The 24,594-nt window shown below is 69.3% G+C and carries 28 protein-coding genes; 20 read left to right on the top strand and 8 right to left on the bottom strand.

Annotated features, from left to right (window positions below):
- The first annotated feature begins 4 nt into the window (after positions 1-4).
- From ACV7NO_RS02920 to ACV7NO_RS02865, 12 genes are all read left to right on the top strand, one after another.
- Positions 5-427: a hypothetical protein gene (locus tag ACV7NO_RS02920; RefSeq protein WP_463404532.1), complete on the top strand. Its 423-nt coding sequence runs from the start codon at positions 5-7 to the stop codon at positions 425-427.
- 33 nt (positions 428-460) lie between these two features.
- Positions 461-2,005, top strand: a complete 1,545-nt coding sequence (locus tag ACV7NO_RS02915; RefSeq protein WP_463404531.1) for a flagellar hook-length control protein FliK — start codon at positions 461-463, stop codon at positions 2,003-2,005.
- A gap of 27 nt (positions 2,006-2,032) precedes the next feature.
- Positions 2,033-2,674, top strand: a complete 642-nt coding sequence (locus tag ACV7NO_RS02910; protein ID WP_463404530.1) for a flagellar basal body-associated FliL family protein — start codon at positions 2,033-2,035, stop codon at positions 2,672-2,674.
- A gap of 6 nt (positions 2,675-2,680) precedes the next feature.
- Positions 2,681-3,673 carry a FliM/FliN family flagellar motor switch protein gene (locus ACV7NO_RS02905; RefSeq protein ID WP_463404529.1) on the top strand — a complete coding sequence of 331 codons (993 nt, stop codon included), beginning with the start codon at positions 2,681-2,683 and terminating at the stop codon, positions 3,671-3,673.
- Complete coding sequence (gene fliN, locus ACV7NO_RS02900; protein WP_463404528.1) at positions 3,670-3,960, top strand: flagellar motor switch protein FliN; 291 nt, start codon at positions 3,670-3,672, stop codon at positions 3,958-3,960. The genes ACV7NO_RS02905 and fliN overlap by 4 nt, the downstream gene beginning before the upstream one ends.
- A gap of 6 nt (positions 3,961-3,966) precedes the next feature.
- Complete coding sequence (locus ACV7NO_RS02895; RefSeq protein ID WP_463404527.1) at positions 3,967-4,245, top strand: flagellar biosynthetic protein FliO; 279 nt, start codon at positions 3,967-3,969, stop codon at positions 4,243-4,245.
- Between the two features lie 62 nt (positions 4,246-4,307).
- Positions 4,308-5,111: a flagellar type III secretion system pore protein FliP gene (gene fliP, locus ACV7NO_RS02890; RefSeq protein ID WP_463407265.1), complete on the top strand. Its 804-nt coding sequence runs from the start codon at positions 4,308-4,310 to the stop codon at positions 5,109-5,111.
- Between the two features lie 152 nt (positions 5,112-5,263).
- Positions 5,264-5,533, top strand: coding sequence for a flagellar biosynthesis protein FliQ (gene fliQ / locus ACV7NO_RS02885; protein ID WP_463404526.1), 270 nt, complete (start codon positions 5,264-5,266; stop codon positions 5,531-5,533).
- A 6-nt stretch (positions 5,534-5,539) separates the two neighbouring features.
- Positions 5,540-6,313, top strand: a complete 774-nt coding sequence (gene fliR, locus ACV7NO_RS02880) for a flagellar biosynthetic protein FliR (protein ID WP_463404525.1) — start codon at positions 5,540-5,542, stop codon at positions 6,311-6,313.
- The gene (locus tag ACV7NO_RS02875) at positions 6,313-7,440 is read left to right on the top strand and encodes an EscU/YscU/HrcU family type III secretion system export apparatus switch protein (RefSeq protein WP_463404524.1); all 1,128 of its coding nucleotides are present in this window, start codon (positions 6,313-6,315) and stop codon (positions 7,438-7,440) included. Before fliR ends, ACV7NO_RS02875 begins: the two co-directional genes overlap by 1 nt.
- Before the next feature lie 45 nt (positions 7,441-7,485).
- Positions 7,486-8,991 carry a flagellar filament capping protein FliD gene (gene fliD, locus ACV7NO_RS02870; RefSeq protein ID WP_463404523.1) on the top strand — a complete coding sequence of 502 codons (1,506 nt, stop codon included), beginning with the start codon at positions 7,486-7,488 and terminating at the stop codon, positions 8,989-8,991.
- Complete coding sequence (locus tag ACV7NO_RS02865; protein WP_463404522.1) at positions 8,970-9,389, top strand: flagellar export chaperone FliS; 420 nt, start codon at positions 8,970-8,972, stop codon at positions 9,387-9,389. Before fliD ends, ACV7NO_RS02865 begins: the two co-directional genes overlap by 22 nt.
- A 109-nt stretch (positions 9,390-9,498) precedes the next feature.
- On the opposite strand, the gene msrA is transcribed toward ACV7NO_RS02865, so the two are convergent.
- The 4 genes from msrA to pabB all read right to left on the bottom strand — a co-directional run bounded on the left by msrA (position 9,499) and on the right by pabB (position 13,578).
- Complete coding sequence (gene msrA / locus ACV7NO_RS02860) at positions 9,499-10,158, bottom strand: peptide-methionine (S)-S-oxide reductase MsrA (protein WP_463404521.1); 660 nt, start codon at positions 10,156-10,158, stop codon at positions 9,499-9,501.
- A gap of 31 nt (positions 10,159-10,189) precedes the next feature.
- Positions 10,190-10,324: a hypothetical protein gene (locus ACV7NO_RS02855; RefSeq protein ID WP_463404520.1), complete on the bottom strand. Its 135-nt coding sequence runs from the start codon at positions 10,322-10,324 to the stop codon at positions 10,190-10,192.
- Positions 10,325-10,586: 262 nt separating this feature from the next.
- Positions 10,587-11,786 (bottom strand): pyridoxal phosphate-dependent aminotransferase, encoded by a 1,200-nt coding sequence (locus tag ACV7NO_RS02850; protein WP_463404519.1) that lies wholly within the window; start codon positions 11,784-11,786, stop codon positions 10,587-10,589.
- Positions 11,787-11,823: 37 nt separating this feature from the next.
- Positions 11,824-13,578 (bottom strand): aminodeoxychorismate synthase component I, encoded by a 1,755-nt coding sequence (gene pabB / locus ACV7NO_RS02845; RefSeq protein WP_463404518.1) that lies wholly within the window; start codon positions 13,576-13,578, stop codon positions 11,824-11,826.
- 79 nt (positions 13,579-13,657) lie between these two features.
- Between pabB and ACV7NO_RS02840 the strand changes: the two genes are divergently transcribed.
- Positions 13,658-14,320, top strand: a complete 663-nt coding sequence (locus ACV7NO_RS02840) for an MBL fold metallo-hydrolase (RefSeq protein WP_463404517.1) — start codon at positions 13,658-13,660, stop codon at positions 14,318-14,320.
- A gap of 6 nt (positions 14,321-14,326) precedes the next feature.
- Here ACV7NO_RS02840 and ACV7NO_RS02835 read toward each other — a convergent pair whose 3' ends face one another.
- Positions 14,327-14,767 (bottom strand): MAPEG family protein, encoded by a 441-nt coding sequence (locus ACV7NO_RS02835; RefSeq protein ID WP_463404516.1) that lies wholly within the window; start codon positions 14,765-14,767, stop codon positions 14,327-14,329.
- Positions 14,768-14,974: 207 nt separating this feature from the next.
- Here ACV7NO_RS02835 and rpmF point away from each other — a divergent pair, with 207 nt between their 5' ends.
- From rpmF to ACV7NO_RS02810, 5 genes are all read left to right on the top strand, one after another.
- Positions 14,975-15,154 (top strand): 50S ribosomal protein L32, encoded by a 180-nt coding sequence (gene rpmF / locus ACV7NO_RS02830; RefSeq protein ID WP_463404515.1) that lies wholly within the window; start codon positions 14,975-14,977, stop codon positions 15,152-15,154.
- A gap of 48 nt (positions 15,155-15,202) precedes the next feature.
- The gene (gene plsX, locus ACV7NO_RS02825; RefSeq protein WP_463404514.1) at positions 15,203-16,237 is read left to right on the top strand and encodes a phosphate acyltransferase PlsX; all 1,035 of its coding nucleotides are present in this window, start codon (positions 15,203-15,205) and stop codon (positions 16,235-16,237) included.
- Entirely contained in the window at positions 16,234-17,202 is a 969-nt protein-coding gene (locus ACV7NO_RS02820) for a beta-ketoacyl-ACP synthase III (RefSeq protein ID WP_463404513.1), read from the top strand. The genes plsX and ACV7NO_RS02820 overlap by 4 nt, the downstream gene beginning before the upstream one ends.
- 90 nt (positions 17,203-17,292) lie before the next feature.
- Entirely contained in the window at positions 17,293-17,592 is a 300-nt protein-coding gene (locus ACV7NO_RS02815) for an integration host factor subunit alpha (RefSeq protein WP_463404512.1), read from the top strand.
- 5 nt (positions 17,593-17,597) lie between these two features.
- Positions 17,598-17,951 (top strand): MerR family transcriptional regulator, encoded by a 354-nt coding sequence (locus ACV7NO_RS02810; RefSeq protein WP_463404511.1) that lies wholly within the window; start codon positions 17,598-17,600, stop codon positions 17,949-17,951.
- Between the two features lie 13 nt (positions 17,952-17,964).
- On the opposite strand, the gene ACV7NO_RS02805 is transcribed toward ACV7NO_RS02810, so the two are convergent.
- Together ACV7NO_RS02805 and ACV7NO_RS02800 are read right to left on the bottom strand one after the other, a co-directional pair.
- Entirely contained in the window at positions 17,965-18,306 is a 342-nt protein-coding gene (locus tag ACV7NO_RS02805; RefSeq protein WP_463404510.1) for a hypothetical protein, read from the bottom strand.
- A gap of 199 nt (positions 18,307-18,505) precedes the next feature.
- Positions 18,506-19,147: a TetR/AcrR family transcriptional regulator gene (locus ACV7NO_RS02800; RefSeq protein WP_463404509.1), complete on the bottom strand. Its 642-nt coding sequence runs from the start codon at positions 19,145-19,147 to the stop codon at positions 18,506-18,508.
- Between the two features lie 92 nt (positions 19,148-19,239).
- Between ACV7NO_RS02800 and ACV7NO_RS02795 the strand changes: the two genes are divergently transcribed.
- Positions 19,240-21,585: a TonB-dependent receptor gene (locus ACV7NO_RS02795; protein ID WP_463404508.1), complete on the top strand. Its 2,346-nt coding sequence runs from the start codon at positions 19,240-19,242 to the stop codon at positions 21,583-21,585.
- Between the two features lie 101 nt (positions 21,586-21,686).
- Positions 21,687-22,934, top strand: a complete 1,248-nt coding sequence (locus tag ACV7NO_RS02790) for a spinster family MFS transporter (protein WP_463404507.1) — start codon at positions 21,687-21,689, stop codon at positions 22,932-22,934.
- Positions 22,935-22,937: 3 nt separating this feature from the next.
- On the opposite strand, the gene ACV7NO_RS02785 is transcribed toward ACV7NO_RS02790, so the two are convergent.
- Positions 22,938-24,467 (bottom strand): peptide chain release factor 3, encoded by a 1,530-nt coding sequence (locus tag ACV7NO_RS02785; protein ID WP_463404506.1) that lies wholly within the window; start codon positions 24,465-24,467, stop codon positions 22,938-22,940.
- Between the last annotated feature and the right edge of the window lie 127 nt (positions 24,468-24,594).

Raw genomic sequence — 24,594 nt, 5'->3', positions numbered from 1 at the left:
GCCCATGGGGGCTGACCCGAAGAAGCTGGCGCGGATCCACCGCGTCCGCACGCTCCAGCTCAACCTCATCCGCGCCGACGAACTCGCCGCGCGCGACCGGTTCGACAGCGAGACGACGCTCTCCGCGCGCATCGCACAGCTCGCCGACGCGGTATCGCCCGCGCCGTCGCTCGCCGGGGGCCTCTCGCTCGGCGCCGCCGCGCATTTCCGCGACCGGCTCCACCAGTCCGCCGCCGCCGCGCAGGCCCGCGTCGTCACCGCGCAGGCGGGCGTCGATCGCGCCACCGAGGCGACCCGCAACGCCAAGCGCGACCAGACCGCCGTCGAGAAGCTGCTCGCGCGTGCGCAAACCGAAGCCGCGCTGAAGGCGATCCGCGCGCTCGAGGGTGAGCCCGCACTTCGAAGGATTCGGCACGATCCTTGCTGAATGTCCGTCGAGACCTCTCGACGAGACCCACGAATGCGCATCGCGACCATCCCTGCCGCTGTCACGACCTCACCGATCTCGGGACTATCCGGCGCGGGCGGTGTCGCCGCGGGGCCGGCCGCGGGGGCGAGCCCGAACGCCCCCGCCTTCGCGGCGCTGATCGCCGCCGGGGAGACGACGCCGCCGCCCGGCACGCCCGCGCCGACGGACGGCAACATCTTGCCGCCGCCCGCCGATGGACCGTTCCCTCCCGCGACCGCGCGCATCGCCGCCGACATCGCGATGCCGACCGCGCCGCACCGCTTCGCGCGCGCCGCACCGCAGACCGTCATACCTGCGACGATCGGGCCGCAACCGTCCGAACCCGCACCGGTGCCATCGTCGATCGGCCTCCTGTCGGCGACGACACCGCCGCCGGACGGCGATGCCGCCGACGCGCGTGGCACGCTCGCTGCCGAAGGCCTGGTTCCGCTCGGGGGCGACGCCGACGCCGCGACCCCGGGCGCGACGGCGCCTCCACGTCCCGCCCCGCCCCTGCCGCACGATGCGTCCGAGCCCGCGCGACCCGTATCCGAGGCCAAGTCGGCGATCGCGACCCTGCGCCGCGCGCCCGTCGCATCGCAGCCGGACCATATCGGCGCCGCGCCGGCCGACGACGCGGACGGCGATGGCGACGACGCCCCGGACGACGCCGGGGCCACGCCGGCGATCCTGCTGCCCGCACCGCTCGCGACGACCCTGTCGTCGGCGCCGATCCCGGGTCCCGGCCCTGCAGCGGACGGCGCGCGACCGGCCGGCGGCGCCGTGCCTCCAGCCGCCGAGCGGGCGCCCCCATCGGTGGCGTCGCGCGCCGACTCCCCCATGCTGGCGCCTCTGCTCGCGCCACCGCCGCCCGCAGCGGCCGCGACCACGCGCGCGCCCATCCCGGCGGACGCCTCGATGACGACGGTCCTGCTGGCGGCCGCGCCCACCGCGCTGCCCGCCCCAGCCGCTTTGCCCGCTTATGTCGACGTCGCCGCGCGCTTCGCGCCGCATCGGGCGACCGCGACGCCCGACGACGCTCCACCCCTCGCGACCGCGATCGCCAACGACCGCGACGACGCCCTCCTCCCGCTCGTCCCCACCGCGCCGATCCACCGGATCGCGCCCGCCGCCGACACCGCACCCGCCCCGCTCGACCTGCGTCGCGACACCTGGCCCGCGACCATGATCGACCGGATCGAGACGCTGCGCGACGCCGCAAACGCCGCCGACACGCGCATCCGCGTCGTCCCCGATGCGCTCGGCACGATCGACGTGTCGCTGCGTCGCGAGGGCGATACCGTCCATGTCCACTTCACCGCGGAACAGGCGCAGACCCGCGCTCTGCTGGCCGACGCGCAGCCGCGGCTCGCCGAGCTTGCGGAGGCGCGCGGGCTCAAGCTCGGCGGCGGCACCGTCGACGGCGGCCAGCCCCAGAACCCGCAGGCCCACCAGCAGCCGCAGCGCCAGCCCGCGCCGCAATCGCACTTCACCGCCGCCGCCCGACGCGCTTCGGCCCACGCCGATGCCGTCGCGGACGACGGCCGCATCGCCTGACCCTCCACCAGAACCGGGAGCCCCGCCATGAGTGACGACAAGACCGAAGACGCCGCCCCTAAGAAGAAGAAGGGCAAGCTCGTGAAGATCGCCGGGCTTGCGCTCGGTCTCGTCGTCCTCGTCGGCGGCGGGGTCGGCGCAGGCCTGTACGCCGCGAGCTCCGGGCTCGTCGGCGGCGGCGGCGCGCACGCCGCCAAAGCCGAGGACCCCGACACGCCCAAGCTCGTCCCCAAGAGCGATCAGAAGCATGGCGGCGAGGGCCATGAGGGGGGCGAAGCCAAGTCCGAGGGCGAAGGCGAGAGCGCCTCGCACGGCGGCCTGCCGGTGCCCGAGGGATCGGGCGGCGAGCCCTATGCGTCGAACTATTACGCGATGGAGAAGAGCTTCACCGCGAACCTGCGCGAGTCGGTCCACTTCATCCAGGTCGGCGTCGCGATCTCGACCCCGTACGACGACAAGGTGATCGAGAACCTCAAGACCAACGACATCGCGATCCGCTCCGCGATCCTGATGACGCTGGGCGACACCGCGGAGGAGCAGGTGTTCACGAGCGAGGGCAAGACCGCGCTCCAGAAGCGCCTTGCCGCCGTCATCAACCGCACTTTGAAGGAAAAGGAAGGATTCGGCGGGGTTGGTAACGTCTACTTTACCAATTTCGTCGTTCAGTGAACGGGCATGGTTAACAGGCCCGAAACCCCCCGCCCGCCCGAATCGGGCCAGCCCGAATCCGGGCCGTCGGAGCGGCGCGAGCGCGGCCGTCCGGCCGCCGCGCATCAGGGGGTGCTGGGCGGTGGCGCGGCCAAGCTCAATCCGTTCGGCGACCTCCACACGCTGCAGCACCTGTCCGCCCGGCTGGCGCGGTCCTTGCGCGGCGTGTTCGAGCCGATCCTGCGCCAGGAGGTCCGCACCTGGGCGGAGCCGCTCGTCGTCCAGCGCTTCGCCGACTATCGCGCCGAGCGCCCCGACCGGCTGACCGCGTGGCTGCCGATGGCGATGGCGCCGCAGGACGGCGCACACGGGACGATGCTGGCGGTGCTCGACGGCAGGTTCTCGCTCGAGCTGCTCGACCTCTTCTTCGGCGGCACCGGCGCCGCGCCTACGACGCTGCCCGCCGAATTCTCGCCCGCCGCGGAGGCGATGATCGCACGGCTGGGCGCGATGATCGCGGTGCCGCTCGCCGCCGCGTGGGAGCCCGTCTCGCGGATCGCGTTCGCGCCCGGCCGCGTCGATGCGAACCCCGCCGCGGTCGGCGATTTCGACGCCGACGATGCGATGATCGTCACCCGCTTCGGTATCGGCCACGGCACCGCCCGGCCCGTCTTCCTCGACCTCGTCTATCCCGTCGCCGCGATGAAGCCGCACGGCACCGCGCTGACCGGCAAGGTCGTCGGCAAGACCGCGGAACCCGATCCCGCCTGGCGCAACGCACTGACGCGCGCCGCGATGTCGGTGAAGTTCCCGGTTCGCTCGGTCCTGGCGGAACCCGTCGTGCCGCTGTCGCTGCTGATGACGCTGAAGGCGGGCGACGTGATCCCGATCCAGTTCACCCACGAAGTGCCGGTGATGGTCGGCCGCGACCGGCTCGGCTGCGGCACTGTCGGCACCTCGAACGGCTTCGCCGCCATCCAGCTCACCTCCATCGCCCGCCTCGAAGGACTTGCCCAATGAACGACATGACCGGCGGCTTCCCCGTCGATGCCTCGCTGGCGGCCAATTTCCGGCTGCTCCAGGATGTCGACGTGAAGCTCACCGTCGAGATCGGCTCGACCCAGCTGACGCTGCGCGAGTTGCTGGCCCTCGGCGAATCGAGCGTGATCGAGCTCGACCGGCACGCCAACGAGCTGCTCGACGTGTTCGTCAACGGCACGCTGATCGGCCGCGGCGAGGTGGTGACCGTCGGCGAGCGCTTCGGCGTCCGCATGACCGAGCTGGTCGCGCCCGAGAAGCGGGGCTGATCCACCATGATGTGGACCTACATCCTCAAGCTCGTCGTGCTGCTGCCGCTCGTCTGCGGGCTCATGATCGGCTCGCTCTACCTGTGGCGCCGCCTCGAGAGCCGGATGCCGGGCAAGCCCTCGTCGCGGCTCATCAGCATCAAGGAGACGATGATGATCTCGCCGGGGCTCAAGCTCGCGGTCATCGATTTCGAGGGCAAGCGCCTGCTCGTCTCGGTCGGTCGCGGCGGGGTCACCCTCGTCGACAAGTCCGGCGCCCCGCAGTTCGGCCTCGACGCCAAGTGATTACCGTCACCCGAAAGGGCCGCGGCCCCGCGCTGTTCGTCGCGACCCGCCCCGCCGCCGCGATGCGCACGCCCAGCCTCGGCAAGATCCTCCTCATGCTCGTCGCGCTGGCGCTCGCCGCGCTCGTCGCGATGCCCGCCTTCGCGCAAGCTGCACCTGCAGCCGCGCCCGCGGTCGGCGACGCGGTCGATCGCGCGTTGGGACAACTGGGCGGCGGCGCGAACGGGGGCAGCGGTTCGCTCAGCCTGTCGCTTCAGGTCCTCATCATCATGGGGCTGCTGTCGATCCTGCCCGGGATCCTGCTGATGATGACCAGCTTCACGCGGATCATCATCGTGCTGAGCGTGCTGCGCCAGGCGCTGGGGCTCCAGCAGACCCCGCCGAACCAGGTGCTCGTCGGGCTGTCGCTGTTCCTGTCCTTCTTCATCATGTCGCCCGTCATCACGCAGATCAACACCACCGCGATCCAGCCCTATTCCGCGGGCCGGATCGGGGGCACGCAGATGATCCAGGCCGCGGGCGCGCCGCTTCATGCCTTCATGGCGAAGCAGACGCGGATCAAGGACGTCACGATGTTCGCGCAGATGGCCAAGTCCGGCCCCTACGCCTCGCCCAACGACATTCCATTTTCGGTCCTCCTTCCCGCCTTCGTCACGTCGGAGCTGAAGACCGCGTTCCAGATCGGGTTCCTGATCTTCCTGCCGTTCATCGTCATCGATCTCGTCGTCGCCACCGTGCTGATGGCGCTGGGCATGATGATGCTGTCGCCGACGATCATCTCGCTGCCGTTCAAGCTGCTGCTGTTCGTCCTCGTCGACGGCTGGGCGCTGACGATGGGCAGCCTCGCCAATAGCTTCGCGACATGATGCGCACGCTCGTTCCGTTCGTATCGAGCCCTTCGACTGCCTGCCGAGGCAGGCGCTCAGGGCAGGCCGGGGTCGAGATACGTGACCCGGCCGCAACGTGTCTCGACTTCGCTCGACACGAACGGTTCCAAGACTTGCAGTTCGAGGCCTAGATGGACGCGCAATATTTCCTGACCGTCGCCAACCAGACGATGTGGGTGCTCGCGCTCGCCGCCGCGCCGGTGCTGCTGCCCGCGCTGCTGGCCGGGCTGATCCTCGGCATGGTGCAGGCCGCGACCTCGATCAACGAGGCGACGCTCTCCTTCGTACCCAAGCTGATCGTCGTCGGCGTCTCGATCGTGATCTTCGGCAGCATGATCCTGGGGTTGCTCAGCGACTTCACGCTGTCGATCTTCGAACGCATCCCGGATCTGGTGCGCTGATCTGACATGCTCGGCTTCGGCCTCTCGATCGAACCGCAGGTCTGGGCGATCCTGTTCGTGATGGTGCGCGTCGGCGCGACCTTCATCGCGGCGCCGATGTTCGGCAACGTCTCGGTCCCGCTGCCGGTGCGCGTCGCGCTGTCGGGCGCGATCGCGATCCTCGTGCTCGGCACCAACCGGATCGCACCGCCGCCGCAGGTGTTCGCGGTCGCCACCTTCCTGTCGATCGCGGCGGAGGCGCTGGTCGGCCTCGCGCTCGGCTTCGTCCTCCAGATCGCGTTCGCCGCGCCGCTGATCGCGGGCGAGCTGATCGGCGGATCGATGGGCATCGGCTTCGCCAACATGATCGATCCCAACAGCGGTCGCTCCAGCCCTGCGATCGGCCAGTTCCTGTCGATCATGCTGACGCTGCTGTTCCTCAGCCTCGACGGCCACCTCGTCCTCGTCGACATGATCGTGAAGAGCTATGCCGCGCTTCCCCCGGGCGAAGCGTGGCTCGGCGCCGCGCGTCTGGAGCGGATCGCGATGTTCGGCGGCTACACCTTCCTTGCCGGGCTCCTGCTCGCGCTGCCGGTCGGCTTCCTGCTGCTGTGCCTCAATCTCGTGATGGGGATGCTGTCGCGCTCGGCGCCCGCGCTCAACCTCTTCGCGATCGGCCTGCCCGCCAGCCTCGCGGTCGGCGTCGTCGCGCTCGCGGTCGCCTTCCCCGCGATGGGCGAGTACATGCTCGTCATCGTCCGCGAAGGGCTCGAGGCCACGCAGACCCTGGTCTTCCGCTGATGTCGGAGGAAGGCGGCGACAAGACAGAAGCCCCAACCCAAAAGCGCCGCAAGGACGCCACCGACAAGGGCGACATCCTCAAGTCGCGCGAGTTCGCCACCGCGCTCGTCGTGATGGCGGGCATGGCATGGGTGTCGGTCTTCGGCCCCTCGCTGGTCGCCGCCTGCAAGGCGGTGATGGCCGCGTCGTTCCGCTTCGGCCGCGCCGATATCGAGGATTTCCAGCCCTGGCGCCCGCTGGTCGAGGCGGGGTGGAAGCTCGCGCCCGCGCTCGGCACGCTGTTCGCGATCACCGTCGTCGCCGCGATCGCCAGCCAGGCCGCGCTCGGCTCGCTCGGGTTCAACGCCTCGCTGTTCGCGCCCAAGGCCAGCCGGATCAACCCCGTCTCGGGGCTCGCGCGGATCTTCGGGATGAACGGGTGGATCGAACTGGGCAAGTCGCTGCTGAAGGTGATCCTGCTCGGCGCGATCGGCAGCTACATGCTGTGGAAGACGTCGAAGATGACGCTGGGCCTCGCCGCGTCGGATTTCGCGGTCGCGATCGACGGGCTCGGCGGCACGCTGGTCGGCGTGCTGATCGTGATGGCGATGGGGCTCGTCGCGATCGCGATGCTCGACGTCCCCGTCCAGCTGATCCGCCTGCTCTCCAAGCTGCGCATGACGAAGCAGGAAGTGAAGGACGAGCACAAACAGTCCGAAGGCTCGCCAGAGCTGAAGGGCCAGATTCGCGCGAAACAGGCCGCGATCCTCAACCGCAGCGTGAAGAAGGCGGTGTCCGAGGCGCACGTCGTCCTCACCAACCCGACGCACTTCGCGGTCGCGCTGCGCTACGATCGGGGCAAGGACCAGATCCCGGTCGTCGTCGCCAAGGGCCGCGGCGCGACCGCGCTGGCGATCCGCGAACTGGCGGGTGCGGTGGCAGTTCCGATCCTCGAATCCCCCGCGCTCGCCCGCGCGGTCTACTACACCACGCGCGAGGGGCAGGAGATCCGCGACGACCTCTACCTCCCCATCGCGACGGTCCTCGCCTTCGTCTTCGGGATCAATGCGCAAGCCGGCGGCACGATGCCCCCGGTCGAGGTGCCGCCCACCGCGCGCTTCGACGAGAATGGCGAGAAAGAAGCGTAAAGCCGGGCGCCGCGCGGCCGTTTCTCCAGATGAACAGGGGTGGCCATGGCGACGACGACTTCAACGACCGCGACGACATCGCCAAGCAGCACCGCGAGCATCGTCAAGACGCTCGGCTCGGGCACCGGGATCGACACCGTCGCGCTCGTCGACGGCCTCGTCTCCGCGCAATACGCCGCCAAGACCGCCAAGCTCACCGCCAATGCGGACAAGCTCACTGCGCAGATCTCGGGCGTCGCCACGCTCAAGAGCGCGATCACCAGCTTCTCGGGCGCGCTGGCGACGCTCGCCAAGGGCGGCACGCTGACGACCGCGCTGACCGTCTCGGACGCCAGCGTCGTCAAGGCGACCTCGCTCGGCACGAAGGCGCTCGCCGGGTTCACCGGCACGCTGAAGGTCGACCGGATCGCCGAGTCGCAGAGCGCCACCACCAGCGCGACGGGGCTGAAGCGCGACACCGCGATGGGCACCGGCACCGTGTCGATCCAGTTCGGCACCGAAAGCACCGTCGACGCCAACGGCGATCCGCTGCCCGACGGCACCCGCGGCGCCTTCACCGCCAGCGGCGCGCCCGTCTCGATCACGATCACCGATGCGGACAAGACGCTCGATGGCATCGTCGCGAAGATCAACGCCGCCAATGCGGGCGTCACCGCCAGCATCGTCACCGCCGCGAACGGCGACGCCACCGTCGTCGTCAAAGGCGCGACCGGCGCGGCCAGCGCGTTCCGCATCGAGACGACCACCACCACCCCCGCCAACGCGGACGGGACGCCCTCGACTCTGCCGGGCCTGTCGTTCCTCGATACCGGCGGGGGCGCCGCGCTGTCGGGCACCGCGAAGGATGCCGCGCTCACGCTCAACGGCGTCCCGGTCACCCGCGCGTCCAATTCGTTGACCGACCTGATCGACGGCGCACGGATCGACCTGCTGGCGTCGAGCGCGGGCAAAACGATCACGCTGGGCAACACGCCGCCCACCTCGGCGCTGTCCTTCGCGGTCGGCGACGTCGTCGACACCTATAATTCGATGCTCGAGATCCTGAAGGAACAGACGAACATCACCACCGGCGTGCTCGCGCGCGACGCCAGCGCCGCCGCGCTACAGCGCTCGCTCGCCGGCGTCACGCTGACGAAGCTCGTCGCGAACGCGCCCGCCGGCGCGCCGACGACGCTCGCCGAACTCGGCGTCGCCACCAATCGCGACGGCACGCTGACGGTCGACTCGACGAAGCTCGCCGCGCAGCTCGCGAAATGGCCCGCGGTGGTCGAGCAGATGTTCGCGACCGGCGGCGGCCTGCCCGCCACGCTCGACAGGATCAAGACCGCCGCGACCGACAGGACGACCGGGCTCGACGGCGCGACCACCCGCTACACCGCGGCGAAGACCGATCTCACCGATGAGCAGGCCAGGATCACCGCCGATTCGGATGCGATGAAGACGCGGCTGACGCAGCAATATGCGACGATGGACAGCCGCGTCGCGGCCTACAAAGCGACGCAGGCGTTCCTGACGCAGCAGGTTGACCTGTGGACGAAGTCGACCAACTGATGGCCTATGCGACCGCGCTCGCGCGCAACCCCGAGACGACCTATCGCCAGATCGACATCGCCGGCCGCACCGCGCAGGCCGATGGCCCCGCGCTCGTCCAGCTGCTCTACGAGGAACTGATCCGCGCGCTCTATGCCGCCGCCTGCGCCACCGAGAACCGCCGCTTCGACATCCGTGGCGAGCGCATCACCCGCGCCACCGCGATCCTGTTCGCGCTGGAGGCGGGGCTCGATTTCGAAAAGGGCGGCGACCTGTCGCAGACGCTGGCGAACATGTATGCGGGCGCGCGCCGCTCGGTCGTCGACGCCAGCATCGGCCAGTCCGGCGCGCCGTTCCGCGCCACCGCGCGCAATTTCGAGGAAATCGCCGCCGCCTGGCGCACGATCCGGGCCGCCTGACCGATCCGTCATACCGGCCCCCCGTCATCCCGGCGAAAGCTGGAATCTCTTTCCACGGACGCCACGCCCCGGCGGCAGAAGACCCCGGCCTTCGCTGGAGTGACGAAAATTACCCCGCACGCGCCAGCGTCGGGAACGCCGCACGGAACGCCGCGACCTTCGGCTTGTCCCACCGCGTGATATACGGATGGTCCGGGTTCCGGTCGTAGAAATTCTGGTGATACGCCTCGGCCGGGTAGAAGGCCCCCGCCTCGATCCGCGTCGCGATCCGCGCCGGAAAGCGCTTCGCCGCGTCGAGCTGCGCGATATACGCCGCCGCGACCGCGCGCTGCTCGGGGGTCTGCGCGAAGATCGCGGAGCGGTAGCTCGGCCCGCTGTCGGGTCCCTGCCGGTCGACCTGCGTCGGATCGTGCGCGATCGCGAAGTAGACGCGCAGCAGCGTGGCGTAGCTCACCTTGCGCGGATCGTAGACGATGCGGATCGCCTCCGCATGCCGCGTCGTCTCGGTGCTGACCTTGTCGTAGGTGGCGGTTTCGCGCGTCCCGCCGGCATAGCCGGCGGTGACCGAGGACACGCCCTTCACCCGCTCGAACACGGCTTCCATGCCCCAGAAGCATCCGCCGGCAAGCACCGCGGTCTGCAATCCCTGCGTCGTGCGCACGTCGCGCGCGGCAGCCGGGATGATGACCACACGCTCGGCCTGGACCGGGGCAATCGAAACCGCGGCGAAACCCGCAGCGGCGGCGAGGGGGAGGAGGAGGCGTATCATATCAATGATATGGGGAGTGCGGCGCCGTTGCCTAGCGGACCGCGTGCACCGGCGCGCTCACCGCCTGCGTCGCTTCGGCGGGGTGCAGCGTGAAAAGGCCGACCGCCCCGATCACGAAGCCGCCGGCAAACTGCCACAGGAAGCTGGATTTGAGAAAACGCGGCATGGTCCCGAACCTTGGAAATCAGTGAGTGATCGTTCACTCACATATCGGCGAGCGGACGATCATTTGCAAGTACGTCGATGTAACGATTTCGGATGAATGCCCGATTGGCGCGTCGTTCATCGCAGCGAAGGGTAGAGGTCCCCTCACCCGTCATGCCGGGCTTGTTCCGGCATCCACGGCAGGACACGCGCAACGAACGCTGCTCTCGTTCCACGATGGATGCCGGGACAAGCCCGGCATGACGGACTAGGTCGCCCTCACTTCACCGCAGCGCGGCGCACGCCGTCTGGATTCGCGTGCACGCCTCGCGCAGCACGTCCTGCGACGTCGCATAGCTGATCCGCATCGCGGGCGAGAGCCCGAACGCCGCGCCGTGCACCACTGCCACCTTGGCGTCGTCGAGCAGATACGCCGCGAAATCCTCGTCGGTCGCGATCGTCCTGCCCGCGGGCGTCGTCTTGCCGATCACGCCGGACACGTCCGGATAGACGTAGAACGCGCCCTCGGGCTTCGGGCAGGTGATCCCCGGCGTCGCATTGAGCATGTCGACGACGAGATCGCGGCGGACCTGGAACGCGGCGGCGCGCTCCTTGAGGAACGACTGGTCGCCTTCCAGCGCCGCGACCGCCGCGGCCTGCGCGATCGAGCAGGGGTTGGAGGTCGATTGCGACTGGAGCTTGGCGATCGCCTTGATGAGCCACGCCGCGCCGCCGGCATAGCCGATCCGCCACCCGGTCATCGCATAGGCCTTCGAACAGCCGTTCACCGTCAGCGTCCGCTCGTAGAGCGACGGACACACCTGCGCGATCGTGCGGAACTGGAAATCGTCGTACAGGATGTGCTCGTACATGTCGTCGGCGAACACCCACACATGCGGGTGCCGCTCGATCACTTCGCCCAGCGCTTTCAGCTCGCGCTCGCTGTACGCCGCGCCCGTCGGGTTCGACGGCGAGTTGAGGATCACCCACTTCGTCCGCGGCGTGATCGCCGCCTCCAGCACGTCCGGGGTCAGCTTGTAGCCCTGGTCCGCGCCCGCCTTGACGACGACGGGGGTGCCGCCCGCGAACTGGACGACGTCGGGATAGCTCACCCAATAGGGCGCGGGCACGATCACCTCGTCGCCCGCCTCGACGGTGGCGACCAGCGCGTTGAACAGCGTGTGCTTGCCGCCGACGTTCACCGTGATCTGGTTCGCGGCATAGTCGAGCCCGTTGTCGCGCTTGAACTTGGCGACGATCGCGGCCTTCAGTTCGGGGGTGCCGTCGACGTTGGTATACTTGGTCTTGCCGTCGAGGATCGCCTTGATCGCGGCGTCCTTGACGAAATCGGGGGTATCGAAGTCGGGCTCGCCCGCACCCAGCCCGATCACGTCGACACCCGCGCGCTTCAGCTCCTGCACGCGCGTGGTGATCGCGAGCGTGGGCGAGGGCGAGATGCGGTCGAGCGCGGCGGAGGTCTTCATGGGCTTTGGCCTTGTACGGAGTCGAGAGGCGCGCGCGCTATAGAACCGGAGCGTCCGACTTCACAACCGTAACAACCGCAACCAGTCCGCGCACCGCATTGCCGACGAACACCTCGCCGGTGAGGTCGGCCGGCGTCAGCTCGCCTTCGATCACGCGGCCCACGTCGATCAGCTCTCCGCGCAGAATGCCCGGCAGCAGTCCGCGCGCCAGCGGCGGCGTCACCAGCGTGCCGCCGCGCGCGACGAACAGCGAGGTGAAGCTGCCCTCGGTCAGGAAGCCGTCCGCGTCGACGAACACCACCTCGTCGGTCCCCGCCGCCGCCCGCGCCGCATCGTAGAACCCCCGGTCGCTCGTCTTGTGGCGCAGCCGGAAATCGGACGGTTCGACCGGCAGCGGCACCACCGCCAGCGTCATCGGGCGGACATCCGGCATCGCGCCGATCTCGATCGCCACCGCCCCCGATGCGGCGAGCAGCAGCCGCACCCGTGCCGCCCCGCGCAACCGGAAGGTGGCCGCCTGCAGCTCGTTGCGCGCGCCGTGGCGGTCGAACGCGAACCCGAACGCCTCCGCGCTCGCCTTCATCCGCGCCAGGTGTCGCTCCAGCCGCAGCAGCCCCGCCTCGGGATCGAACGCCATCGTCTCGATCAGGTCGAACGTGCGCGCGCCGTGCGTCAGGAAGGCGCCCTTCGCAAGGCACTCGTCCCACTCCTCGTCCACCCGGCTGTCCGCGACGATGCCCGAGCCGAGCCCCAGCGTCGCGACCGCCGCGCCCGGCTTCCAGTGAAGCGTGCGGATCGCGACGTTGAAGTCCGCCGCCGCAGCGCCGATCCACCCGATCGACCCGCAATAGGCCCCCCGCGCCTCGGGCTCGACCGCCGCGATCGCCTCCATCGCGCGCTGTTTGGGCGCGCCGGTGATCGACCCGCACGGGAACGCCGCCGCCAATATGTCGACCGCTTCCATGCGGTCCGCCAGCGTCGCGGTGACGGTCGAGGTCATCTGGTGGACGCTGGGATAGGTTTCGACCGCGAACAGCGCAGGCACCGCGACGCTCCCCGCCACCGACACCCGCGACAGGTCGTTGCGGATCAGGTCGACGATCATCAGGTTCTCCGCGCGCTGCTTGGCGTCCGCCGCCAGCGCATCCGCCGCCGCGCGATCCGCCTCGGGCGTCTCGCCGCGCGTCGCGGTTCCCTTCATCGGCCGTGCGGTCACCCGGTCGCCGTCGAGCGCGAAGAACAGCTCGGGCGACAGCGACAGCAGCCAGTCCTCGCCGGTCCACACCAGCGCGCCATGCCCGCTCCGCGACCGCGCGCGCAGCCCCGCATACAGCGCCAGCGCGTCGCCCATCACCCGCGCCTCCGCCCGGAACGTCAGGTTCGCCTGGTACAGGTCGCCGCCCACGATCCACGCCGCCACTCGCGCGAACGCCGCGTCATAGGTCGCGCGCTCGATCGCCGGCACCGCCGCGCCGACCCACGCCCCCGCCGCATCGGGCAACAGCGCCGCGACGTCCGTCACGATCTCCGCGCCCTCGAACACGCCGAACCACGCCAGCGGCAACCCTGCATCACGCGCCGGCAAAGGCCTCGCGGAGAGCCCGGCCCCCGCCTCGTACGCCAGGAATCCCGCGACCTCGCCACCTTGGCGGACCGCCTCGCGCACCCCTTCGAGCGCCCCGGCCACCTCCTCCGGCACGGTCGCCACGATCGTCGCACGCGGCGCGCGATACAGCCGTGCGCCCCCGTCGGCGGCGTCGATCAGCAGGAATGGCGTCGCATCGAGCCGCATTCCGGCCGTGATGCCCGCGCCACCCGCCACCGGCAAGCGCGAGTTGACCGACCTGCATCATGCCGCCATCTCTCGCCGCATGAGCACAACATCCCCCCTGCGCGTGATGATCGTCGAGGTCACGCCGATCCAGCAGAACTGCACGCTGATCTGGTGCACCGCGACGATGAAGGCCGCGGTGGTCGATCCCGGCGGCGACCTCCCCCGGATCCACGCCGCGATCGCGCAGGCGGGCGTCACGGTCGAGAAGATCCTCATCACGCACGGCCATATCGATCATGCCGGGCAGGCGAAGCCGCTCGCCGATGCGCTCGGCGTGCCGATCGAGGGCCCGCACGAGGCGGACCGCTTCTGGCTCGCGCGGCTCGACGACGACGGCCGCAACTGGGGGATCGAAGGCGTCCCGTTCGAGCCGACGCGCTGGCTGGTCGAGGGCGACACCGTCACGGTCGGCGACCTGGCGCTCGACGTCTACGAGACGCCGGGGCACACCGCGGGCCATGTGATCTTCCACCACCCGCCCTCGAAGTTCGCGCTGGTCGGCGACGTGCTGTTCCAGGGCTCGGTCGGCCGCACCGACATGCCGCAGGGCAACCACCCGCAACTGATCGAATCGATCGTGACGAAGCTGTGGCCGCTCGGCAGCGACACCGCGTTCATCCCCGGCCACGGCAAGCCCAGCACCTTCGCGCACGAACGCGCGCACAACATGTTCGTCAGCGATTCGGCGCTGGCGGCCTGATTCGCGTCACGCCTTGGGCGGCGCCAGCTCGATCGCGGTCCCGCTCCGCACCGGCGACGGCGCGGAGCCTGCGATCCAGAGCGCCCACCCGGCGAGCGCGGCCAGCACGACCCACGTCACCAGCGCCCCGCCCGCGCGGAACGGGTTCGGCGCGGCGCGGTCCATCCCCAGCGGATGCGCCAGCCGCGCCAGCACGAACACCACCACCGCGATCCACAGCCCCAGCGGCCACCCGCCCGCCAGTTCGATCAGCCCCACCAGAATCACCGCGAACGGGGTATATTCGACGAAATTGGCATGCGCGCGCATCCGGGCCAGCATTCCCGAGTCGCCGCCATCACCCATCATGTGCTTGCCGGTGATTCGCTTTGCGGACGCGCGGAACGCCAGCCACAGGTTCAGGACCGCCGCAGCCCCCGCGAACGTCAGCGTGATCGGTAGCAGCATGGGAAATCGCCTCTGTTTCGTGATCGCGCGAGCGTGGCAGGCGCGGCGACGGGTTGCAACCGCGCGGCAAATCGCTATAGGCGCGTCACTTCGCGAAGTGCCTGGCCGATCGGCTGCCCGCCGCGGCCGGCTTGCCGGCCTCGGGGTCGTCCCTTGGGTCCGGTGCTTTTGTGTTTTCGAAACGCCAGACCAGATTAAGGTGCCGCAATGGCCGTCCCCAAGAGAAAGACCTCGCCCTCCCGCCGTGGCATGCGCCGTTCGCACGACGCACTGTCGGTGGAGGCGTTCCAGGAATGCCCGAACTGTGGCGAGCTGAAGCGTCCGCACAACCTGTGCAACGCCTGCGGGCACTATAACGGCCGCGAGATCATCGCGGTCGAGGGCTGAGGCCCGACCGTTCCCACCAGGCCAATCCTACAGGGGTAGTGCAGGCTCATGTCCGACAGTTCCTGGATCGCCGTCGATGCGATGGGCGGTGACGAGGGGCTGGCGGTCATGCTCGCCGGAGTCGCGCGTGCGCGGCGGCGGTTCGATGGCCTACGCTTTCTTCTGGTCGGCGACGAATCGGCGATTCGCGAAGGCCTGACGGCGCATCCCAATCTCTCGGACGCGTCCGAGATCGTCCACGCCCCCGAGGTCGTCTCCGCCAGCGAGAAGCCAAGCCAGGCGATCCGCCGCGCGAAGGTGACCTCGATGGGGGTCGCGATCGCCTGCGTGAAGCAGGGGCGCGCGGGTGCCGCGGTGTCGTCGGGCAACACCGGCGCGCTGATGGCGATGGCCAAGCTCGCGCTGCGCACGATGCCGGGCATCGATCGCCCCGCGCTCGCTGCGATGCTGCCGACGCTCGGCGCAAACGACGTCGTCGTCCTCGATCTCGGCGCGAACACCGAGTGCGACGCGCGCAACCTCGTCCAGTTCGCGGTGATGGGCGCGGCCTATGCGCGGACCACGATGGACCTGGCCGCGCCGCGCGTGGCGCTGCTCAACATCGGCAGCGAGGACCAGAAGGGCACCGAGGAAATCCGCGATGCCGCGCAGGCGCTGCGCATCGCGACACACCTGCCGATGGACTTCACCGGCTTCGTCGAGGGCGACCGGCTGTCGCGCGGCGAGCACGACGTGATCGTCTGCGACGGCTTTTCGGGCAACATCGCGCTCAAGACCGCGGAGGGCACCGCCCGCTTCGTCGCGGACCTGCTCAAGCGCGCCTTCACCTCGTCGACCCGGTCGAAGATCGGCTTCCTGATCTCGCGCCCCGCCACACAGCTGCTGCGCGACCATCTCGATCCCAACAACCACAACGGCGCGGTCTTCCTCGGGCTCAACGGGCTGGTCCTGAAAAGCCATGGCAGCGCCAACGAACTCGGCGTGGCCACCGCGATCGGCAACGCCGCCAAGATGGTCCGCAACGACCTGACGCGGCGGATTATCGAGGATCTGCGCAACTTCGAGCAGCAGGTGGCGGCATGATCCGCTCGGTCGTCACCGGCACCGGCTCCGCGCTGCCCACGCGCCGCGTCTCGAACGCCGAACTCGCGGCGCAGGTCGACACCACCGACGAATGGATCGTCGAGCGCACCGGCATCCGCTTCCGTCACATCGCGGGCGATGGCGAGACCACCGCGACGCTCGCGCGAGACGCCAGCATCGCCGCGCTCGCCGCCGCAAACACCGATGCGAGCAACATCGACCTGATCGTGCTCGCCACCGCCACCCCGGACCAGACCTTCCCCGCCACCGCGACGAAGGTGCAGGCGATGCTCGGGATCGACGATTGCGTCGCGTTCGACGTCGCCGCGGTCTGCTCGGGCTTCCTCTACGCGGTCCAGGTCGCGGACAGCATGATCCGCTCGGGCGTCGCGAAGCGCGCGCTGGTGATCGGCGCGGAAACGTTCAGCCGCATCCTCGACTGGGAGGACCGCACCACCTGCGTCCTGTTCGGCGACGGCGCGGGCGCGATCGTGCTGGAGGCGCAGGACACTGCGGACGAGGGCGGCCGCGGCATCCTCGCGACGAAGCTCCACGCCGACGGGCGCCACAACGACCTGCTCTATGTCGACGGCGGCCCGTCGACCACCGGCACCGTCGGCAAGCTGCGCATGAAGGGCCGCGAGGTCTTCCGCCACGCCGTCGTCAATCTCGCCTCGGTGATGACCGAATCGCTCGCGCTCGCAGGGCTCTCGGCGGACGAGGTCGACTGGGTCGTCCCGCACCAGGCCAATGCCCGCATCCTCGACGCCACCGCGCGCAAGCTGGGGCTCCCGCCCGAAAAGGTCGTCGTCACCGTCGATCGCCACGCCAACACCTCGGCCGCCTCGGTGCCGCTCGCGCTCGACGTCGCGGTGCGCGACGGGCGCGTGACGCAGGGCGACATCGTCGTGCTCGAGGCGATGGGCGGCGGCTTCACCTGGGGTGCCGCGATCGTCCGCTATTGATACGAGCGCGCAACGAAAAGCGCTTTGCGAAACAGCACATGTTTCTATAGACTTGCTCTATCGTATACACCGGGGGGTGAGAGAGCGGACATGTCGACGGCTGGAACATTGACGCGGGCCGATCTGGCGGAGGCGTTGCAGCATCAGGTCGGGCTTTCGCGCGCCGACTCGTCGAATCTGGTCGAACAGATCCTCCACCACATGTGCCACGCGCTGTCGGAGGGCGAGAACGTCAAGATCTCGGGCTTCGGCACCTTCGTGCTGCGCGACAAGGGCGAGCGCGTGGGCCGCAATCCCAAGACCGGGGTGGAAGTGCCGATCGCGCCGCGCCGCGTCCTGACGTTCCGCGCCAGCCAGATGATGCGCGAACGCATCGTCAGCGCCGGCTGACGGGCGTGGCCCCCGCCGCCCCCAAGGCGCCGGGCGCATTCCGCACGATCGGCGAACTCGCGCGCGACACGGGGCTGCCCCAGCACGTCCTGCGCTATTGGGAAACGCGCTTTCCCCAGCTCCGCCCGGTCACCCGCGCAGGCAACCGCCGCTATTACCGCCCGGAGGACGCCGCGCTCGTCGCGCGCATCGACACGCTGCTGAACCACGAAGGCTATACCGTCCGCGGCGTCCAGCAACTCCTCGACCGCGAGGGCAAGGGCGCGCCGGTCGCCGACGCCCCGGTCGCAGACGCGATCGCGGTCCTCCGCCGGGTGCGCGAACTGTTGGCACGGGCGCTGGCGGAGGACGCGGCGTAGATCCACAACAGGGTCAGCTGTCCCTTTTCCCGATCGTCTTCCTGATGATCCACAAGTGGAAGGCATGAACCGCCACGATGGTCACGGCGATGAACAGGACGGCCGGGATCACATCGGCTTCTTGCCCCGGCCTGGGATCGAGGACGAAAGTGGAAATCACGACCGCCACGAGAATGCAGGTCGCGAGAATCGGCGTGAATGCCAGCGCCACTCGGCGAGGTGCCGTCCAGTTGACCTCGCCCGGCGGCAACCACTGCATCGGAAGCTTTTCCAGATGCCGAAACTCACGGTCCGCGCGCCGCGACATCGACACGAGAACCGCGATCGCGACGAGAACGATGACGGACTGGATCACATCGTCGAGATAGCCGCTTTCCGGGTGTCCGCCAACGGACGAACTTGCCCTGCCGCTGTCCTACATGCCGCATCCGGTGTACGAACGCACGCCATGCTCCTTGAAACCGCCGCCACCCGCGTCCGCCCATAGCCGATCGTCATTCGGGAGGAGATTTCCACCCCGACGTGGCGGCAACTTCGGCAACTTCCGCGCCCGATCAGCCTTCCCGCGCGATCCCCCGTGCCAGCATCGTCGCGACCGTATCGGCCACCGCGTCGACCCCGCGATCCGCGTCCCACACGCCGTAGCGCAGCCCCAGGAACACGTTCATCCCCATGATCGCCCAGGCATGGACCTCGCCCGTGCCCTCGCGCAGCTCGCCCCGCGCCACCGCCGCCTCCAGCCGCTCGCGGATCCGCTCCGCGGTCGTCGCGTAATGGAGCCGGAAGCTCTCGGGATCGACGAACTCGGCCTCGTCGATGATCCGGTAAATCTCCTTGTGCCCGCGCACGAAGTCGATGAACCCGGCCAGGCCTGCGCGTTCCGCCGCGATCTGCCCCGTCGCGCCGCGGATCGCGGGCGCCACATGGTCGCGCACCTGCGCCGACATGTCACGGACCAGCGCGCGGAACACCGCGTCCTTCGAATCGAAATAGGTGTAGAAGCTGCCCAGCGCGACGCCCGCGCGCCGCGTGATCCTGCTGATCGAGGCGGCATGGAACCCCACCTCGCCGAACTCGGTCGCCGCCGCGTCGAGGATCGCGCGCAACGTCCGCCGCCCGCGTTCGGTGCGCGGCGCCTTGCCCTCGCTCGCACCGTTCGCCTCCAGCCCGCTCTCCGGCACGCCGTCCTGCGCCATCGCCCCCCTCCCGCAAATCCCAAGTTGAATCCTGGTTCAGGTTTCAGTATACGGGGATTCGAAGGCGCACAATAGCGTCACAGGGAGGATCCATGGCCAGCTTCACGACCCGTCTCGCTCTGCACGCCGGCGCCGCCGCGATCGCGCTGATCGCCGCGCCGGCCACCGCGCAGCAATCGACGCAGGCGCAGTCCGACGACAACACCGCCGCCGACGCATCGGACGCGCTACCCGGCGACATCGTCGTCACCGCGCGCCGCCGCGAGGAGACGCTGCTCAACGTGCCGATCGCGGTCACGGCCTTCTCCGGCGCGCAGCTCGAGGCGTCCGGCGCGCTCGACGTCACCGACCTGTCGAACGTCACCCCCAACGTGACGCTCGAGACGAGCCGCGGCACCAACTCGACGCTCACCGCCTTCATCCGCGGCGTGGGGCAGCAGGATCCGGTCGCCGGGTTCGAGGCGGGCGTCGGCATCTATCTCGACGACGTGTATCTCAACCGCCCGCAGGCCGCGGTCCTCGACATCTACGACGTCGAGCGGATCGAGGTGCTGCGGGGGCCGCAGGGCACGCTCTATGGCCGCAACACGATCGGCGGCGCGCTGAAATACGTCTCGCGCAAGCTGGGCGACGACCCCACGCTGCGCATCCGCGGCAGCTACGGCACCTATGACCAGGCCGATCTCGTCGTGTCGGGTTCGGTCCCGCTGATCGGCGACGTGGTGAAGATCGGCGGCGCGGTCGCGCGGCTGTCGCGCGGCGGGTTCGGCGACAACCTGACGACCGGCGCGGAGAACTACAACAAGGACATCTGGGCGGGCCGCGGCACACTCCAGATCGAACCGTCCTCCGCCTTCTTCTTCCGCCTCACCGGCGACTATACCCACGACCGGTCGGAGCCGCGCGGCGGCCACCGCCTGATCCCCGGCCTCGCCACCGGCGCGCCGGTGCTGGGCGACGTGTTCGACACCCGCGCCGGGATCACCAGCCCGAAGCAGGACGTGAAGGCGTATGGCGGCTCGATGCTGGCAGAGATGAAGCCGACCGACTGGCTGACGGTCCGCTCGATCACCGGCTATCGCAAGGACGATTCGGCCTCGCCGATCGATTTCGACGCGCTCCCCGCGGTCGATGTCGACGTGCCCGCCTTCTACAACAACAAGCAGTTCAGCCAGGAGGCGCAGATCCTGGTCGACACCGGCAGGTTCAACGGCCTGCTCGGGCTCTATTATCTCGATGCGTTCGCGCGCACCGTGTTCGACGTCCGCCTGCCCGGCGCGGTCACCGCGACCACCTTCGGCAAGGTGCGTACCGATACCGTCGCGGTGTTCGGCGACTTCACCTATGATTTCAATGACATGTTCAGCGTGTCGGTCGGCGGGCGCTATACCTGGGACACGCGCAAGTCGCAGGTGCTGCGCAACACCTATCTGGGTGGCGGCTCGCCCTTCTTCGGCGGCGCGGGGCGGCTGTTCGCCAACACGTCGGACTTTACCGGCCAGGCCGATTTCGAGAAGTTCACGCCGCGGGCCTCGGTCAGCTTCAAGCCCAGCGCGGACCACCTGCTCTATGCGTCCTATTCGAAGGGCTTCAAGGGCGGCGGGTTCGATCCGCGCGGCCAGTCCTCCGCCGCGCCGATCAGCAACCCCGCGGCGGGACGCACCTATGCCGACATCTACAACTTCATCTCGTTCGATCCCGAAACGGTCGACAGCTACGAGATCGGCTACAAGGCCGCCTTGTTCGATCGCCGCGTGACGATCGCGCTGGCAGGCTTCCACGCCGACTATACCGACGTGCAGGTGCCCGGCTCGGTCGGTGCGACGGTGAACGGGCAGCAGACCTTCATCGGCGTGACGACGAACGCCGGTCGCGCGCGAATCAACGGCGCGGAGGCGGAGCTGAACGCGACCGTGTTCCGCGACGCGCTGGCGAGCGGGGACCGGCTGACCTACACGGGCACGCTCGGCTGGATCGACGCCAAGTACAAGCGGTTCATCGACGCGCGCGGGATCAACGTCGCCGATCGCCGCCGTTTCCAGAACACGCCGGAATGGACCGCGAGCGGGACGCTGGGCTATTCGATCCCGATCGGCAGCGGCTCGCTCGATGCCTCCTCGACGCTGTCCTGGCGCAGCTTCACCCAGCAGTTCGAGCTACGCACGCCCGGGCTCGACCAGCCGAAATACGCGCTGCTCGACGCCTCGGTCGTCTACAACCTCAACGATCGCTATTCGATCGGCGTCCACGGCAAGAACCTGACGAACAAGGACTATATCGTGTCGGGCTACAACTTCCTCGGCCAGAACCCCGACACCGGCAACTTCCTCGCCAACGCCGCCGGCCGCCCTGTCCCGACGCTCGGCGCGGAAGGCGTGCTGACCGCCTATTACGGCAACCCGCGCCAGGTCTTCGCGACCTTCACCGCGAAGTTCTGACGCCTGCCCCGTCATCCCGGCGCAGGCCGGGATCCAGGGCAACGCACGCTGCGGCTCGCCGCTCTGGACCCCGGCCTGCGCCGGGGTGACGAAGGATCGTGATGACGGCGCCCATCCCAACCCGCGGCTATCGCAACCTCGTCCTCGCGATGCTGTTGCTGGTCTACACCTTCAACTTCGTCGATCGACAGATCCTCGGCATCCTAGCCTCGTCGATCAAGGCGGACCTCGCGCTGTCGGACAAGCAGCTGGGGCTGCTCGGCGGGCTGGCCTTCGCACTGCTCTATTCCACGCTCGCGATCCCGCTGGCGCTGCTCGCCGACCGCACCAGCCGCAGCTGGGTCATCACGATCAGCCTCGCGGTGTGGAGCGCGTTCACCGCGCTGTGCGGCATGGCGACCGGCTTCGCGCAGATGTTCGCGTTCCGGCTGGGTGTCGGCGTCGGCGAGGCGGGCGGGGTCGCGCCCTCCTATGCGCTCGTCACCGACTATTTCCCGGCCGGGCAGCGCGGCCGTGCACTGTCGATCTACAATCTCGGCATCCCCCTCGGCTCGGCGGCGGGCGTTCTCCTCGGCGGCTATATCGCCAGCGCGGTCGACTGGCGGACCGCGTTCCTCGTCGTCGGCGCGGCGGGGATCGTCCTCGCGCCCGTCTTCCGCCTCGTCGTCCGCGAACCCGCCCGCCCCGCCGCGACTGCGGCACAGGCACCCGTCGCGCAGGTGTTCGGCATCCTCGCCGCCAAGCGCAGCTTCTGGTTGCTGGCGCTGGGCGCGGCGTCCAGTTCGATGCTCGGCTACGGCCTCGCCTTCTGGCTGCCATCGCTGATGGAGCGCAGCTTCGGGCTGGGCCTCATCGAACGCGGGCAATTCTATGGCGGGGTACTGCTGATCGGCGGCGTCGCGGGCGTGCTGGCGGGTGGATTCGTCGGCGACCGGCTCGGCGCGACGGACAAGGGCGCGTACGCGAAGCTGCCCGCGATCAGCTTCTTCGTCGCGGTCCCGCTGTTCGCCGCGGGCATCCTGTCGACCAGTACCACCGCGGCGTTCCTGCTGTTCCTCGTTCCGCAGGCGCTCGTCTATGTCTGGCTCGCCCCCGTCATCACCGCGATCCAGCATCTGGTGCCCGCGCACATGCGCGCGACCGCCAGCGCGACCTTCCTCCTCATCAACAACCTGGTCGGGCTCGGGCTCGGCTCGTTCCTGCTCGGCGCGATGAGCGACGCGATGACCGCGCGGTTCGGCGCGGAGGCGCTGCGCTACGCGATGCTCAGCGGGCTGGGGCTATACCTGCTGGCGGGCGTGTTCCTGTGGTTCGCCGCGAAGAGCCTCGCGGCGGACTGGGTGGAGTAGCGCTCAGCGTTCCCGCGTCGCCGCGAACCGCACCTTGGGATAGCGATCCGCGATATAGCCGACCTCCCACGCGCTCTTGGCGAGAAACACCGGGTTGCCGTCGCGGTCCTTCGCCATCGCCGACCGGTTGAGGTCCATGAACGCCTTCAGGTCGGCCGCATCCGCCGCCGATACCCACCGCGCGGTATCGAACGGCGCGGGCTCGAGCGCGGCGGCGACCTTGTACTCCGCATCGAGCCGGCTCAGCAGCACTTCGAGCTGGAGTTGCCCGACGACGCCGATGATCCAGTTCGATCCGATTTCGGGATAGAAGACCTGCGTCACCCCTTCCTCGGCCATGTCGTCGAGCGCCTTGCGCAGCTGCTTGGTCTTCGTCGGATCCTTCAACTGCACCCGGCGCAGGATTTCCGGCGCGAAGTTGGGCAGCCCGGTAAACCGCACCGCCGCACGCTCGCTCAGCGTATCGCCGACACGCAGCGTGCCGTGGTTGGGGATGCCGATGATGTCGCCTGGAAACGCCTCGTCCGCGATCTCGCGATCCTGCGCGAAGAACAGGATCGGCGAGTGCACCGCAATCGGCTTGCCGTGGCCGGTCGGCGTCAGCTTCATGCCGCGCTTGAACGTCCCCGAGCACAGCCGCATGAACGCGATCCGGTCGCGGTGGTTGGGGTCCATGTTCGCCTGCACCTTGAACACGAAGCCGGTCACTTCGCTCTCGTCCGGGCTGACCGGTGCCGGCTCGGCGGGCTGGGGACGCGGCGGCGGAGCGTGTTCGGCGAGCGCGGCGATCAGGTCGCCAACGCCGAAGTCCTTGAGCGCCGATCCGAAATAGACCGGCGTCAGGTCGCCGTTGCGATACGCGTCGCCATCGAACGTCGGGTACGCGCCCTGCGCCAGCTCGACCTCCTCCGCGAACCGGTCGGAAAGCTCGACGTTTGTGTCGACCTTGCCCAGAAACGCGCGGCTGTCGCCCTCGGGACGGCTGACCCGCCCCGTCGAAAGCTCCATCACGCCTTCGAACTCGCCGCCCATCCCGATCGGCCACGTCATCGGGCACACGTCGAGCTGGAGCATGTCCGCGATCTCGTCGAGCAGCTCGAACACCGGCCGCCCCTCGCGGTCGACCTTGTTGACGAAGGTGATGATCGGCACGTTGCGCAGGCGGCAGACCTCGAACAGCTTGCGTGTCTGCGGCTCGATGCCCTTGGCCGCGTCGATCACCATCACCGCCGAATCGACCGCGGTCAGCGTGCGATAGGTGTCCTCGCTGAAATCTTCGTGCCCCGGCGTGTCGAGCAGGTTGAACGTGATCCCCCCGCGCTCGAACGTCATCACGGACGAGGTGACCGAGATGCCGCGCTGCTGCTCGATCTTCATCCAGTCGGATCGCGCGCGCCGGTTCGCCCCGCGCGCCTTCACCTCGCCCGCGAGATGGATCGCGCCGCCGACATAGAGCAGCTTCTCGGTCAGCGTCGTCTTGCCGGCGTCGGGGTGCGAGATAATCGCGAAGGTGCGGCGGGGGGATTGGGTCATATCAGCATACCTTAGCCCCACCCGTTCGTGTCGAGTAGGGACCGAGCCGGTCGAGGGCCCGTATCGAGACACATGTCCTTCGATACGCCGTCTCGACACGCTCGACGGCTACTCGGGACGAACGGAG

It is taken from the genome of Sphingomonas sp. Ell38C01 (genome assembly GCF_055231975.1).
The sequence above is the reverse complement of the archived record's forward strand: the minus strand, read 5'-3'. Positions and strand labels throughout refer to the sequence as shown.

Bases quoted from the DNA above. Each gene is read 5' to 3' on its own strand.
- ACV7NO_RS02905 (WP_463404529.1), top strand. From the start codon at position 2,681: ATGGTTAACAGGCCCGAAACCCCCCGCCCGCCCGAATCGGGCCAGCCC.
- ACV7NO_RS02835 (WP_463404516.1), bottom strand. From the start codon at position 14,767: ATGCTGCTACCGATCACGCTGACGTTCGCGGGGGCTGCGGCGGTCCTG.
- ACV7NO_RS02895 (WP_463404527.1), top strand. From the start codon at position 3,967: ATGATGTGGACCTACATCCTCAAGCTCGTCGTGCTGCTGCCGCTCGTC.
- ACV7NO_RS02850 (WP_463404519.1), bottom strand. From the start codon at position 11,786: ATGAAGACCTCCGCCGCGCTCGACCGCATCTCGCCCTCGCCCACGCTC.
- fliP (WP_463407265.1), top strand. From the start codon at position 4,308: ATGCGCACGCCCAGCCTCGGCAAGATCCTCCTCATGCTCGTCGCGCTG.
- ACV7NO_RS02920 (WP_463404532.1), top strand. From the start codon at position 5: ATGGGGGCTGACCCGAAGAAGCTGGCGCGGATCCACCGCGTCCGCACG.
- ACV7NO_RS02875 (WP_463404524.1), top strand. From the start codon at position 6,313: ATGTCGGAGGAAGGCGGCGACAAGACAGAAGCCCCAACCCAAAAGCGC.
- ACV7NO_RS02855 (WP_463404520.1), bottom strand. From the start codon at position 10,324: ATGCCGCGTTTTCTCAAATCCAGCTTCCTGTGGCAGTTTGCCGGCGGC.
- plsX (WP_463404514.1), top strand. From the start codon at position 15,203: ATGTCCGACAGTTCCTGGATCGCCGTCGATGCGATGGGCGGTGACGAG.
- ACV7NO_RS02815 (WP_463404512.1), top strand. From the start codon at position 17,293: ATGTCGACGGCTGGAACATTGACGCGGGCCGATCTGGCGGAGGCGTTG.
- ACV7NO_RS02840 (WP_463404517.1), top strand. From the start codon at position 13,658: ATGAGCACAACATCCCCCCTGCGCGTGATGATCGTCGAGGTCACGCCG.
- fliQ (WP_463404526.1), top strand. From the start codon at position 5,264: ATGGACGCGCAATATTTCCTGACCGTCGCCAACCAGACGATGTGGGTG.
- ACV7NO_RS02785 (WP_463404506.1), bottom strand. From the start codon at position 24,467: ATGACCCAATCCCCCCGCCGCACCTTCGCGATTATCTCGCACCCCGAC.
- msrA (WP_463404521.1), bottom strand. From the start codon at position 10,158: ATGATACGCCTCCTCCTCCCCCTCGCCGCCGCTGCGGGTTTCGCCGCG.
- fliN (WP_463404528.1), top strand. From the start codon at position 3,670: ATGAACGACATGACCGGCGGCTTCCCCGTCGATGCCTCGCTGGCGGCC.
- ACV7NO_RS02800 (WP_463404509.1), bottom strand. From the start codon at position 19,147: ATGGCGCAGGACGGCGTGCCGGAGAGCGGGCTGGAGGCGAACGGTGCG.
- fliD (WP_463404523.1), top strand. From the start codon at position 7,486: ATGGCGACGACGACTTCAACGACCGCGACGACATCGCCAAGCAGCACC.
- ACV7NO_RS02790 (WP_463404507.1), top strand. From the start codon at position 21,687: ATGACGGCGCCCATCCCAACCCGCGGCTATCGCAACCTCGTCCTCGCG.
- ACV7NO_RS02795 (WP_463404508.1), top strand. From the start codon at position 19,240: ATGGCCAGCTTCACGACCCGTCTCGCTCTGCACGCCGGCGCCGCCGCG.
- fliR (WP_463404525.1), top strand. From the start codon at position 5,540: ATGCTCGGCTTCGGCCTCTCGATCGAACCGCAGGTCTGGGCGATCCTG.
- ACV7NO_RS02820 (WP_463404513.1), top strand. From the start codon at position 16,234: ATGATCCGCTCGGTCGTCACCGGCACCGGCTCCGCGCTGCCCACGCGC.
- rpmF (WP_463404515.1), top strand. From the start codon at position 14,975: ATGGCCGTCCCCAAGAGAAAGACCTCGCCCTCCCGCCGTGGCATGCGC.
- ACV7NO_RS02915 (WP_463404531.1), top strand. From the start codon at position 461: ATGCGCATCGCGACCATCCCTGCCGCTGTCACGACCTCACCGATCTCG.
- ACV7NO_RS02910 (WP_463404530.1), top strand. From the start codon at position 2,033: ATGAGTGACGACAAGACCGAAGACGCCGCCCCTAAGAAGAAGAAGGGC.
- pabB (WP_463404518.1), bottom strand. From the start codon at position 13,578: ATGCGGCTCGATGCGACGCCATTCCTGCTGATCGACGCCGCCGACGGG.